Source organism: Enterococcus italicus (assembly GCF_023743875.1).
GTDB classification, from domain to species: Bacteria; Bacillota; Bacilli; order Lactobacillales; family Enterococcaceae; genus Enterococcus_G; species Enterococcus_G italicus.
Window position 1 is genome coordinate 1 of sequence record NZ_JAMRVB010000004.1, and the last position, 13144, is coordinate 13144.

Consider the following 13144-nt stretch of genomic DNA (forward strand, 5'->3'; position numbering starts at 1 on the left):
GCCAGTATGAAAATTGCCAATAAGACAACGTTTGATATTCCCAATATCGAATTGATTAGTACCATTACCAACGTCTTTGTCTTTGCAACGACAACATTTGCGATTTGTATTGTGTTGTATAAGGTCATTGAAGCGCAAATACAAGCTTCTAATGGGAGTGGTGACGCATTGACCGCTAATATTGTTCAAAAGCTGTTTTACTCGTCTATTGCCTTAGCAACGTTGCCCTGGGCAATGAACTTTTTTATCAAAAAGATTGTTGCACCGATCGGGGAATATGTGATTCAACAAGTCGCTAATGATTTGAACGTGGAAACGATCGGCGAACGATTGCGTAATTTCTTAGTTTCCAATTTCTTTAATGGTGGCGTTAGTGCCGTTGTTCTCTTTGTATTTGTGATCTTCTTTGCCTTTTCCATTGCCAAGTATTTTGTAGCGATCTGTGTCTTTTATGCCGATTTCTTGGTACTGACTATGTTAACACCATTAGTTGCCTTATCGCTTTTAACAGACGAACAAAATTACTTTCAAATATGGATCAAAGAACTGTTATCCGAAGCACTCACAATGCTTATTAAGCTTATTTTGTACTTACTCATGATTACACTCATGATTGCTGAAAAATACACGTTACCAAACTTTATGTTAATGGTTGGTTGTGGCTTGTTGATTATCAAAACACCGTCTGCCCTACAAAATATGTGGTATTCAACCAAAGTGTCAAAAGGTGGCGGACTTGGAAACTTAGCAATGATGGCTATGTTTAGAAAATAAGAGAGGGGGATAACGATTGTCTTATTATTTTGAAATACGAATTATTCTTCCCGAAGAAGAAAAACAATTTTTGAATCGAAAATTAAGTAAAAGCGAATTATCCGAAGTCACACACTATTTACAACAAAAGACAAGTCGAGGAATTCCAGTTAAATTTCGTGTAGGTATTTTTAGAGTAGAAGATCAAACAAAAATTATGTCTGTTACGCTGAATACAAAAAATACCAAAGAAACGGACGTAATTAACTTGTTATTAAATCGAGTAACAGATCAACACGTTTTAGTTTACTTGAATGAACCAACAGAACCAACGCTTAATACGCAAGAATTAAATCGTCAGGAGTTAAAAACGAGTAATGAACGCCAAGAAATACCGCAGACAGAAATTCCAACTGAAACAGTAAATGAACCTAGTGTTATTAAGGAAATATCGAAAAAGAACCAAGCAAAACAAACGAATAGTAGAAAAGAATCACTATCAGAATCCATAACCAAGAAAAATGTTCCCAGAATTCATTTGTTCATATCTATTTTGACTCTTTTTATTGTATTATTGATAGGAATAAGTGTTTTTCAACAAGTACAACTTCAATCAGTCAAAAAAGAGAGCGAATTATTGGAAGAACAAATTGAACGTGTCAAAGAAACGGATATTTCTCAATCGAAAATAGATACTTTTGGAAGATACTTTTTGACTTACTATTTTTCACAGGAAAAAAATCAAGAAAATTATCAGTCAAGTTTAAGAACATATGTATCCGAAAAGGTAGATATATCCGATTGGAAAGCTTTAGGGAAAACGCTTAAGAGTGTCAATTACTATGGTAGTGAACAAACAAAAAAAGGGTATAGCGTTGAATACCTTCTAAATGTTTCAGTAGACAATCGTAGTAAAATGCAAAAAATCACTTTTGAGGTTGAACCAACTAAAAACGGCTTTCTTGTGACAACTCAACCAAAACTTACAGACTTCTCTTTTAACTGAAATACGCTAAAAAGAGAGTGCTTAAACAATGGGAAAAATTAATTTAAATCAAATTTACACAGCAAAAGAAATGAGTGAAAGGATAGGTAAGAATAGAAATTACCTATCCCAAGCTTACCGTAACAACAAACATGAAATACTTAAAAATTTTAATTATCGAAAAATTGGTGGAACAATTATTTTCTCTGATAATCCCAATAATGATTTATCGCAATTGATTACAGCAAAAGAAGCAAGCCAGTTGTTAGGAAAGAATGATGAATACTTTGCCCACATTTATAAACGGTTTCCTCATAGACTAGAGGGAATCGATCACATTTATACAGGTAAAACATTATTCTTAACGAAAGAATCGCTAGAAGTTTTTAAAAAAAAGATGAATAAAAATGTCAGATAAAGCATATTTATGATATACTATTTATGTACACAAATATTAATTTTTAAGGAGAGAAGAAAATGAAAAAAATTGCCCTTTTAACACTTTTTAGTACAGCGCTATTGGTATCAGCCCCACTTGTTAGTTTTGCGGACGAAGCAACAGGTAGTTCAGGTGTCAATGTTCTAGCTGATGATGTAGTTGATCCAGTAGAACCAACCGATCCAACTACTCCAGTTGATCCAGTTGATCCAGTTGATCCAGTTGATCCAGTTGATCCAGTCGATCCAACAGAGCCAACGGAACCAACGGAGCCAACGGAGCCAACGGAACCAACAGAGCCAACGGAACCAACGGAACCAACGGAGCCAACGGAACCAACAGAGCCAACGGAGCCAACGGAACCAACGGAGCCAACGGAGCCAACGGAACCAACGGAGCCAACGGAACCAACGGAGTCAACGGAACCAACAGAGCCAACGGAGCCAACGGAACCAACGGAACCAACGGAACCAACGGAACCAACAGAGCCAACGGAACCAAGCAAGCCGACAGAGCCAAGCAAGCCGACAGAGCCAACAGAACCAAGTAAACCAGTAGACACAAACCCAATCGAAAACCCAGTTAATACAGATACAGGCGAAGTGATTGTTGCAGTTGAAGATAGTAAACCAATCATTCAATTAGCAGACGGAACAACAAAGAAAGTTGAAGCGAAAGAAATTGGCGCAAACGTTCAAAAAGACGGAACAGTAACGGTTAAAGGTTCAGACGGAAAAATGAAAGTTTTACCAAAAACAGGAGAAACAGAAAATATTGCATTGTCTGTCCTAGGGTCATTAATGGTATTAGGATCAGCATTCATTTTTAAAAAGAGAATCTAATTAAGTATTTATAAAAGCATGGTCGCAAGTTTCACTAGCAGCCATGCTTTTATTGAATCATTGTAGGACATTTTAAAGATAATTGCCCACTTTAAAATTAAACATGTGCTTAGAATCGTTCTAGGAAACACGATCCAGTCCAATAATCGTCGATAAAAACTTTTGAAAAAGGTTGGTGAAATTACCTACTTTTGGAATAATCACAAATCACAAGTGATTAATCACAAATCACAAGTGATTAATCACTTGTTTATTAAGAGATTAAAAGCTATAATTTAAATAAAGCGTGAATTTTATGACACAAAAAGAGGGGGGAGAAACTTGGAACTAGCATTTAGAGAAAGCTTAAAAAAGATGAGAGGTACCAAATCAAAAGAAAAATTCTCCCAAGAATTAGAAATGAGTAGATCAAATTATTCACGAATAGAATCAGGAAAATCAGATCCAACCATAAAAACACTAGAACAAATTGCAAAGTTAACTAACTCAACGCTAGTAGTGGATTTAATCCCAAATGAGCCAACAGAACCAGAACCAGAAACAGAACAAGTAACATTGGAGTTAGAAATGGAAGAAGAAAAAAGCAATGATTTCGTGTGAATAATGCACGAAATCATTGCTTATTTTTTTAAAAAGCGATATACTAGATATAACGAAACAACGAACTGAATAAAGAATACAAAAAAAGAGCCACGACCAGTTAAAGCCTGAGAAACTTTAACTGCGAGCCTTAATTGATTACCACCAATCAATTAAAGAAGTCGAGACCCAAAATTTGGTAAAGTATTTAATTACTTTATTAATCAGATACTTAAATATCTGTAAACCCATTATATCGGGTTTTTGAGGGGATTTCAAGTCTTTAAGAAGATACCAGGCAATCAATTAAGAAAAACTTAGTTGATTGCCTTTTTTGTTGTGATTCAACTTTGATCGTAGCTTCTAACTAATTAATTTTCGTAAGAAAGGAGAACAGCTGAATGAATATCCCTTTTGTTGTAGAAACTGTGCTTCATGACGGCTTGTTAAAGTACAAATTTAAAAATAGTAAAATTCGCTCAATCACTACCAAGCCAGGTAAAAGCAAAGGGGCTATTTTTGCGTATCGCTCAAAAAAAAGCATGATTGGCGGACGTGGCGTTGTTCTGACTTCCGAAGAAGCGATTCACGAAAATCAAGATACATTTACGCATTGGACACCAAACGTTTATCGTTATGGTACGTATGCAGACGAAAACCGTTCATACACTAAAGGACATTCTGAAAACAATTTAAGACAAATCAATACCTTCTTTATTGATTTTGATATTCACACGGAAAAAGAAACTATTTCAGCAAGCGATATTTTAACAACAGCTATTGATTTAGGTTTTATGCCTACGTTAATTATCAAATCTGATAAAGGTTATCAAGCATATTTTGTTTTAGAAACGCCAGTCTATGTGACTTCAAAATCAGAATTTAAATCTGTCAAAGCAGCCAAAATAATCTCGCAAAATATCCGAGAATATTTTGGAAAGTCTTTGCCAGTTGATCTAACGTGCAATCATTTTGGGATTGCTCGTATACCAAGAACGGACAATGTAGAATTTTTTGATCCCAATTACCGTTATTCTTTCAAAGAATGGCAAGATTGGTCTTTCAAACAAACAGATAATAAGGGCTTTACTCGTTCAAGTCTAACGGTTTTAAGCGGTACAGAAGGCAAAAAACAAGTAGATGAACCCTGGTTTAATCTCTTATTGCACGAAACGAAATTTTCAGGAGAAAAGGGTTTAGTAGGGCGCAATAGCGTTATGTTTACTCTCTCTTTAGCCTACTTTAGTTCAGGCTATTCAATCGAAACGTGCGAATATAATATGTTTGAGTTTAATAATCGATTAGATCAACCCTTAGAAGAAAAAGAAGTAATCAAAATTGTTAGAAGTGCCTATTCAGAAAACTATCAAGGGGCTAATAGGGAATACATTACCATTCTTTGCAAAGCTTGGGTATCAAGTGATTTAACCAGTAAAGATTTATTTGTCCGTCAAGGGTGGTTTAAATTCAAGAAAAAAAGAAGCGAACGTCAACGTGTTCATTTGTCAGAATGGAAAGAAGATTTAATGGCTTATATTAGCGAAAAAAGCGATGTATACAAGCCTTATTTAGTGACGACCAAAAAAGAGATTAGAGAAGTGCTAGGCATTCCTGAACGGACATTAGATAAATTGTTGAAGGTACTGAAAGCGAACCAGGAAATTTTCTTTAAGATTAAATCAGGAAGAAATGGTGGTATTCAACTTGCTAGTGTTAAATCATTGTTGCTATCGATCATTAAAGTAAAAAAAGAAGAAAAAGAAAGCTATATAAAGGCGCTGACAAATTCTTTTGACTTAGAGCATACATTCATTCAAGAGACTTTAAACAAGCTAGCAGAACGCCCCAAAACGGATACACAACTCGATTTGTTTAGCTACGATACAGGCTGAAAATAAAACCCGCACTATGCCATTACATTTATATCTATGATACGTGTTTGTTTTTCTTTGCTGTTTAGTGAATGATTAGCAGAAATATACAAAGTAAGATTTTAATTAATTATTAGGGGGAGAAGGAGAGAGTAGCCCGAAAACTTTTAGTTGGCTTGGACTGAACGAAGTGAGGGAAAGGCTACTAAAACGTCGAGGGGCAGTGAGAGCGAAGCGAATACTTGATTTTTTAAGTTGCTATCTCTTATAGGTCATTAGAGTATACCTATTTGTCCTAATATGATTTTGGCAGTATGATTGACTTGGTGAATAGGTCATTTAAGTTGGGCATAATAGGAGGAGTAAAATGAAAAAATTTATTTATCGAGTTTTAGAAAATGACGAAGTGGTGGCTATTTTTAATGAGCAACAATATGCGCAAGATTTTATCGCTTACGAAAAGACAATTTCTGATAAGCAATTTGAAATTGAAAAAGTAGATATAGCTGATTGGTTATTGCAACCGAGAGAATTTTAGAGGTTGGTTGAAAATGGCGAAAATTGGTTATGCACGTGTCAGTAGCAAAGAACAGAACTTAGATCGGCAATTACAAGCGTTACAGGGCGTTTCTAAGGTCTTTTCAGACAAATTAAGCGGTCAATCGGTCGAACGTCCACAATTACAAGCTATGCTTAACTATATTCGTGAAGGGGATATTGTTGTAGTTACGGAATTAGATCGATTAGGACGGAATAATAAAGAATTAACAGAATTGATGAATGCCATTCAACAGAAAGGAGCAACGCTTGAAGTTTTGAATTTGCCCTCTATGAATGGGATTGAAGATGAAAATTTAAGGCGTTTGATTAATAGTCTTGTCATTGAATTGTACAAGTATCAAGCAGAATCAGAACGAAAAAAAATTAAGGAACGTCAGGCACAAGGAATCGAAATTGCTAAGAAAAAAGGCAAATTCAAAGGTCGTCAGCATAAATTTAAAGAAAATGATCCACGTTTAAAACATGCTTTTGATTTATTTTTGAATGGTTGTTCCGATAAAGAAGTTGAAGAACAAACTGGAATTAATCGCCGAACGTTTAGAAGGTATCGAGCAAGATATAACGTGACAGTCGATCAAAGAAAAAACAATGAAAAGAGGGATAGTTAATGAGTACGGTTATTTTAGCTGAAAAACCAAGCCAGGCATTAGCCTACGCAAGTGCTTTAAAACAAAGCGCCAAAAAAGACGGTTATTTTGAGATCAAAGACCCACTATTTACAGATGAAACGTTTATCACCTTTGGTTTTGGGCATTTGGTGGAATTAGCAGAACCAGGTCATTATGACGAAAAGTGGCAAAATTGGAAACTTGAATCTTTGCCGATTTTTCCTGATCGATACGATTTTGAAGTGGCAACAGATAAAAAAAAGCAGTTTAAAATTGTTGCTGAACTTCTGAAAAAGGCAAATACAATTATTGTTGCAACAGATAGCGACAGAGAAGGTGAAAATAGTGCGACATGTTTCTAGTTGAAAAGACTAGGCACACTAACGGCTTAACAGACGTTAGTGGAGAACTTTCAGTTTGAGAGGTGGAATGATAGGGTAACGCCTTGAAACGCCTCCCTTAATACTCCGACATGCTATTTCTTACGTGTTAAAAGAAATGGTATGAAGCTCGGTGAAGTCGGCAGAAGGATACCGTAAGCAGAAATGATAAACATTGGTCTGCACGAAAATTTCCTAGAGGTAGGAACTGTATCTAATATGCCGGAGGTCGCAAAAAGTATAGTATGGTGAGAATGTGTGTAAAAGCACTGACGAACTGGCGAATGTACTGTCCTAAACGCCTAAGGCACAGAAATGTGTCGGGTAGAACATGATTGAAGAAATCATGTCACTCTACGGTATCATGCGGTGGAGTAAGAATTGTTTTTATGAAACTCCGTGAAGTGTTATAGGCACTTGAAGTGATACAGGGCAAAAGCCAGCACCTAAGCTATTACATTGATAAAACTGAAGGAACGTGGGAAGCCAAGAACGTGGAGCGCACACACGCAATGAAGCGGATATAAGGAAAGTAGTAGTATATAACTTATATTTATCTTGGTGAAAGTAGTGGCATGACCGGTGAAGGTTCTGTAATGGAACTGGAGGAATAGCCACAAGTCAACAAATTTAAATCAATTTATTAAGTAACCTAAGTCAAACCATAGATTCCTGTAAGACCAAAAGGTCACAACCAATAACTAGGGGGTGACGAACTATGAACAACCACCGAAACAAGAAAAATAATAAGCTTCGATATTCTGAGTATTATGGAATGCAAGAAGCTTATGATAACTTGTATCAACGTAGTGTAGAAAATCAAAATTTCAAGTCATTAATGAAAATTATCATATCCGATGACAATATCTTGCTTGCGTATCGTAATATAAAGCGCAACTCAGGAAGTCTTACGGCAGGTATTGACGGTAAAACCATTAAAGATATTGAAAAACTAACAACTGAAAGATACCTTGATATAGTTAAGAAACGGTTCAAATTTTACAAACCAAGAGAAGTTAAGCGAACTGAAATTCCCAAACCAAATGGAAAAACTAGACCATTAGGAATTCCTTCTATTTGGGATAGGGTAGCTCAACAATGTATCTTGCAAGTATTAGAACCAATATGTGAAGCGAAATTTAATCCACATAGTCACGGTTTTAGACCTAATCGGTCTGCCGAACATGCAATTGCTGATTGTGCCAAGAAGATGAATATTATAAAAATGGGATATTGTGTTGATATAGATATTCAAGGTTTCTTCGATGAAGTTTGGCACTCAAAATTAATGCGACAAATGTGGACTATGGGTATACGGGATAAGGAACTTCTCACTATTATCCGCAAAATGCTAAAAGCTCCAGTTGTATTGCCTAATGGTACTATTCAATTTCCCGAAAAGGGGACACCACAAGGTGGGATTTTATCCCCATTATTAGCCAATATTAATCTTAGTGAATTTGATTGGTGGGTATCGGAACAATGGGAAACAAGGCATATGTCTGAAATTAAGACACAATACAATGCTAATGGAACCGAGCATATGGGAAATCACCATAGGAAAATGCGCTCACATACAAAACTAAAAGAGTTCTATATAGTTCGTTATGCAGATGATTTTAAATTATTTTGCCATGACCGAAAAACGGCTGAACTACTTTATCATGCTTCGATACAATGGTTGGAACAGCGATTGCATCTACCTGTATCTATCGAAAAATCCAAAATCACGAACCTTCGTAAGGAAAGTAGTGAGTTTCTAGGTTTCAATTTAAAGCTGGAAAGAAAAGGGAAAAATAGATATATAATGCACTCTCATGTTTCGGATAAAGCAATTAACCGTATGAGAATAGAACTTAAAGAGCAAATCAAGGAAATCAAAAAATCACCTAATAGCATGAATACTATTAGAGCTATAGGGAATTATAATAGTAAAGTTATTGGCATGCACGGTTACTATTGAATAGCAACTCACGTTAATAAAGATTTTAAAAAAGTTCATTACTCAGTTCTTCTGACAATGAGAAATCGATTGTCTATCGATGGATTGACAAAAATGGGTAAATATACTGGTAAAGATAAAGGGATATTGAACTACGTCCAGTCAAAGAATATTAGATACCTGGCGGGACGCCCAATTATACCAGTTAGTTTTGTACAACATAGGAACCCTATGTACCTTAAAGTTAAAATTAATAAATACACCCCTGAGGGACGTGAGCTCATTCATCGTAATCAATCAGCCGTATCTGAAATAGCACTTCGTTGGATCAGGAGCCATCCTGTAGTCAGCGACAGAGCAACAGTGGAATTTAATGATAATCGAATTTCATTATTTATAGCTCAGTTGGGTAAGTGTTCGGTAACGGGTGAAGAACTAAATGTCCTAGATATGCATTGTCATCATAAGATACCTTATCATTTATCTAAAGATGACAAGTATAGTAACTTGATTATTGTTAAACCTGAAGTTCATATTCTAATACATGCTACCAAGGAAGATACTATTCAGCGATATATGACCTTATTAAACCTTAATGATGAACAGGTCAAAAGGCTAAATAAATTAAGGTTGTTAGTTAGAAACACCTCACTACATTATTAATTTGGTTGCGAGACTTAGGAAAACAAAAGGTTTAATTTGTTGATGGAACGCCGTGTGCGGTGAAAATCGCATGTACGGTGTGGATCGGGGGAAAAACTGGAGATTATTTCAAAAGTTTACCTATCGATATTCGCCTGGTCGATTATCCATAAAGCAAATGCCTTTTCAAAAGATAAAACATTTAAAAGACTATGGATCAATAGCTTAGAAAAAGATGTGATCCGAAGCGGTTTTCAAAATTTGCAACCTGGAATGAATTACTATCCCTTTTATCAAGAAGCGCAAACACGCCAAATTGCCGATTGGTTGATTGGCATGAACGCAAGCCCTTTGTATACGTTAAATTTACAACAGAAGGGCGTACAAGGTACATTTTCACTAGGACGTGTTCAAACGCCCACCTTATACCTTATTTTTCAGCGCCAGGAAGCCATAGAGAATTTTAAAAAAGAACCTTTTTTCGAGGTGGAAGCTAGTATAAAAGTAAACCAAGGGTCGTTTAAGGGCGTTCTAAGCCCCACACAGCGTTTTAAAACCCAAGAGGAGCTTTTAGCTTTTGTTTCTTCTAAACAAGCTAAAATAGGCAATCAAGAGGGGATAATTGCTGATGTTCAAACCAAAGAGAAGAAAACGAATAGTCCGAGTTTGTTTTCTTTAAGTAGTTTGCAATCAAAAGTTAATCAGCTTTATAAAGCGACAGCGAGCCAAACTTTAAAAGCTATGCAAGGACTGTATGAAGCCAAATTATTGAGTTATCCAAGAACAGATACCCCATTTATTACAGAGAACGAATTTGCTTATTTAAAAGCGAATTTTGGCAAATATAGCGGTTTTTTAGGACTTGATCTTGAAATGGTTCAAACAGAGCCTAGAAAGCGTTATGTGGATGGTAGTAAGGTACAGGAACACCACGCCATTATCCCAACAAAACAAGTACCTACCGAATCTGCATTAACGGAAATGGACGATTTGCAACGAAAAATTTATACTTTAGTCGTTAAAACGACCGTTGCCATGTTTCTACCTGATTATTTGTATGAAGAAACCAAGATACAAACCAAAGTAGCCGACTTACTTTTTCAATCAATAGGCAAGACACCAAAGCAAGAAGGGTGGAAAATTCTTTTTAAACAGCAAACCAAAGAAGAAGAGGACGTTCAAACGTTACCCCTGGTTATCATTGGAGAACATGCCGAAGTTGATGTTAAGAGTATTGAAAAAGAAACGCAACCGCCAAAAGCTTTTACAGAGGGTACATTATTAACTGCTATGAAAACCGCTAATAAAACGGTTGATGATGAAGAAGCAATCAAGATTTTACAAGAAGTCGAGGGAATCGGAACAGAAGCGACAAGAGCAAGCATTATTGAAGCCTTGAAACAAAAAGAATATATCCAAGTCATTAAAAATAAGCTTGTTGTAACTGAAAAAGGAAAATTATTGTGCCAGGCAGTCGAAAGTCAGCACCTCTTAACGAGTGCTGAAATGACGGCTAAATGGGAAACGTATTTAAAGAAGATTGGTAAAAGAGAAGGTAATCAAGAAAACTTTATTAATAATATCAAGAAGTTTATCGTTCATTTATTGGAAAATGTACCTACCGATATAGAGAAATTAAGTTTTTCTGATTACCAGGAACAGAAAGAAAAAGAAGCAGAAAAAAATATTGTTGGAAAATGTCCTAAGTGTGGCAACAATATTGTATTAAAAAAATCGTTTTATGGTTGTTCAAATTATCCTGAATGTAAGTTTACTTTAGCTGAACATTTTAGAAAGAAAAAACTCACCAAAACGAATGTAAAAGAATTACTTGAGGGAAAAGAAACCCTGGTAAAAGGAATCAAAAACAAAGAGAAAAAGCCCTACAATGCCGTTGTAAAAATTGGGGAAAAGGGATATATTGATTTTATATCTTTCTCAAAATAAACATAAAAGCCCTTTAAATAGGGCTTTTATATATTAATCACAAATCACTTATCACAAATCACAAGTGATTAATCACAAATCACTTGTGATTTGTGATTATTAATGATACAATATTACTATACAAAAAAAGAATGGGGCGTAGTTATGGAGAAGGAAGAACTAAAAATACTTGAAGAATTAAGACGTATTTTAAACAGTAAAAATGAAGCAATTGTTATCTTAAACAATTATTTTAAAGGTGGTGTTGGAAAGTCAAAATTATCTACTATGTTTGCTTATTTGACAGACAAATTTAATTTAAAAGTTTTAATGATCGATAAGGACTTACAAGCAACATTGACAAAAGACTTAGCAAAAACTTTTGAGGTAGAATTGCCACGTGTCAATTTTTATGAAGGCTTGAAAAATGGAAACTTGGCTTCTTCTATTATTCATTTGACTGATAATTTAGACTTGATCCCTGGCACGTTTGATTTGATGTTATTACCAAAATTAACTCGCTCATGGACGTTTGAAAATGAAAGTAAATTACTAGCTACTCTGTTGGAACCTTTAAAAAGTGACTATGATCTCATTATTATTGATACTGTACCAACGCCAAGCGTTTATACAAATAATGCAATCGTGGCAAGTGATTACGTTATGATCCCTTTACAAGCAGAAGAAGAAAGTACAAACAACATTCAAAACTATATTTCCTATTTGATTGATTTACAAGAACAATTTAACCCTGGACTAGATATGATCGGTTTTGTTCCTTATTTAGTTGATACGGACAGCGCAACGATAAAATCAAACCTGGAAGAACTGTACAAGCAACATAAAGAAGATAACTTGGTTTTCCAAAATATTATCAAGCGAAGTAATAAAGTAAGTACCTGGTCTAAAAACGGAATTACAGAACACAAAGGCTATGACAAAAAAGTTTTATCCATGTATGAGAACGTATTTTTTGAAATGCTTGAACGAATTATTCAATTAGAAAACGAAAAAGAATAGAATCACAAATCACAAGTGATTAATCACAAATCACAAGTGATTTGTGATTGTTGATGATAAAATAAGAATAAGAAGAAATAGAAAGAAGTGAGTGATTGTGGGAAATTTAGGCGCACAAAAAGCAAAACGAAATGATACACCAATCAGTGCAAAAAAAGATATAATGGGAGATAAGACGGTTCGTGTTCGTGCTGACTTGCACCATATCATAAAAATCGAAACAGCAAAGAATGGCGGAAACGTAAAAGAAGTTATGGATCAAGCCTTAGAAGAATATATACGGAAATATTTACCTGATAAACTTTAAAAGGAGTGAAAATGAAATGGCAGTTACGTATGAAAAAACATTTGAAATAGAGATCATTAACGAATTATCGGCAAGCGTTTATAATCGAGTATTAAACTATGTTTTGAACCATGAATTAAATAAAAATGACTCTCAATTATTGGAAGTCAATTTATTAAACCAATTAAAGCTTGCAAAACGTGTAAATCTTTTTGAATATTCTTTAGAAGAATTACAAGCCGTTCATGAGTATTGGCGGTCAATGAATCGTTACTCAAAACAAGTTTTGAATAAAGAGAAAGTGGCTTAA

The 13144-nt window shown here is 35.0% G+C and carries 13 protein-coding genes and 1 pseudogene; all 14 read left to right on the forward strand.

Annotated elements, in window-relative coordinates; all coding sequences use genetic code 11:
• On the forward strand, positions 1-774 hold a 774-nt coding region (locus NE257_RS11085), incomplete at its 5' end, for a conjugal transfer protein TrbL family protein (protein WP_251886484.1).
• Between the two features lie 16 nt (positions 775-790).
• Positions 791-1759 carry a hypothetical protein gene (locus NE257_RS11090; protein WP_034558101.1) on the forward strand — a complete coding sequence of 323 codons (969 nt, stop codon included), beginning with the start codon at positions 791-793 and terminating at the stop codon, positions 1757-1759.
• Positions 1760-1787: 28 nt separating this feature from the next.
• Positions 1788-2156 (forward strand): hypothetical protein, encoded by a 369-nt coding sequence (locus NE257_RS11095; RefSeq protein WP_000516429.1) that lies wholly within the window; start codon positions 1788-1790, stop codon positions 2154-2156.
• 59 nt (positions 2157-2215) lie between these two features.
• A complete protein-coding gene (locus NE257_RS11100) occupies positions 2216-3019 on the forward strand; it encodes an LPXTG cell wall anchor domain-containing protein (protein ID WP_251886485.1) in 804 nt (267 codons plus the stop codon).
• 321 nt (positions 3020-3340) lie between these two features.
• Positions 3341-3619: a helix-turn-helix transcriptional regulator gene (locus tag NE257_RS11105; RefSeq protein ID WP_024407057.1), complete on the forward strand. Its 279-nt coding sequence runs from the start codon at positions 3341-3343 to the stop codon at positions 3617-3619.
• Between the two features lie 380 nt (positions 3620-3999).
• Entirely contained in the window at positions 4000-5490 is a 1491-nt protein-coding gene (locus NE257_RS11110) for a primase C-terminal domain-containing protein (RefSeq protein WP_251886486.1), read from the forward strand.
• Between the two features lie 346 nt (positions 5491-5836).
• Positions 5837-6007, forward strand: coding sequence for a hypothetical protein (locus NE257_RS11115; RefSeq protein WP_000713595.1), 171 nt, complete (start codon positions 5837-5839; stop codon positions 6005-6007).
• A gap of 13 nt (positions 6008-6020) precedes the next feature.
• Complete coding sequence (locus NE257_RS11120) at positions 6021-6638, forward strand: recombinase family protein (protein ID WP_251886487.1); 618 nt, start codon at positions 6021-6023, stop codon at positions 6636-6638.
• The gene (locus NE257_RS11125) at positions 6638-7000 is read left to right on the forward strand and encodes a toprim domain-containing protein (protein WP_250859708.1); all 363 of its coding nucleotides are present in this window, start codon (positions 6638-6640) and stop codon (positions 6998-7000) included. The genes NE257_RS11120 and NE257_RS11125 overlap by 1 nt, the downstream gene beginning before the upstream one ends.
• A 736-nt stretch (positions 7001-7736) precedes the next feature.
• Positions 7737-9623 (forward strand): annotated as a pseudogene (gene ltrA / locus NE257_RS11130) (group II intron reverse transcriptase/maturase).
• Between the two features lie 252 nt (positions 9624-9875).
• Positions 9876-11549, forward strand: a complete 1674-nt coding sequence (locus NE257_RS11135; RefSeq protein ID WP_338127572.1) for a type IA DNA topoisomerase — start codon at positions 9876-9878, stop codon at positions 11547-11549.
• A 102-nt stretch (positions 11550-11651) separates the two neighbouring features.
• The gene (locus tag NE257_RS11140; protein ID WP_104866222.1) at positions 11652-12548 is read left to right on the forward strand and encodes a ParA family protein; all 897 of its coding nucleotides are present in this window, start codon (positions 11652-11654) and stop codon (positions 12546-12548) included.
• Between the two features lie 91 nt (positions 12549-12639).
• The gene (locus NE257_RS11145) at positions 12640-12855 is read left to right on the forward strand and encodes a peptide-binding protein (protein WP_001835296.1); all 216 of its coding nucleotides are present in this window, start codon (positions 12640-12642) and stop codon (positions 12853-12855) included.
• A gap of 16 nt (positions 12856-12871) precedes the next feature.
• Positions 12872-13144 (forward strand): antitoxin, encoded by a 273-nt coding sequence (locus NE257_RS11150; RefSeq protein WP_005237730.1) that lies wholly within the window; start codon positions 12872-12874, stop codon positions 13142-13144.

What these genes read in the sequence shown, in the direction of transcription:
- NE257_RS11095 (WP_000516429.1), top strand. Translation starts at nt 1,788, where the DNA reads ATGGGAAAAATTAATTTAAATCAAATTTACACAGCAAAAGAAATGAGT.
- NE257_RS11100 (WP_251886485.1), top strand. Translation starts at nt 2,216, where the DNA reads ATGAAAAAAATTGCCCTTTTAACACTTTTTAGTACAGCGCTATTGGTA.
- NE257_RS11110 (WP_251886486.1), top strand. Translation starts at nt 4,000, where the DNA reads ATGAATATCCCTTTTGTTGTAGAAACTGTGCTTCATGACGGCTTGTTA.
- NE257_RS11115 (WP_000713595.1), top strand. Translation starts at nt 5,837, where the DNA reads ATGAAAAAATTTATTTATCGAGTTTTAGAAAATGACGAAGTGGTGGCT.
- NE257_RS11120 (WP_251886487.1), top strand. Translation starts at nt 6,021, where the DNA reads ATGGCGAAAATTGGTTATGCACGTGTCAGTAGCAAAGAACAGAACTTA.
- NE257_RS11125 (WP_250859708.1), top strand. Translation starts at nt 6,638, where the DNA reads ATGAGTACGGTTATTTTAGCTGAAAAACCAAGCCAGGCATTAGCCTAC.
- NE257_RS11135 (WP_338127572.1), top strand. Translation starts at nt 9,876, where the DNA reads ATGAATTACTATCCCTTTTATCAAGAAGCGCAAACACGCCAAATTGCC.
- NE257_RS11140 (WP_104866222.1), top strand. Translation starts at nt 11,652, where the DNA reads ATGATACAATATTACTATACAAAAAAAGAATGGGGCGTAGTTATGGAG.
- NE257_RS11150 (WP_005237730.1), top strand. Translation starts at nt 12,872, where the DNA reads ATGGCAGTTACGTATGAAAAAACATTTGAAATAGAGATCATTAACGAA.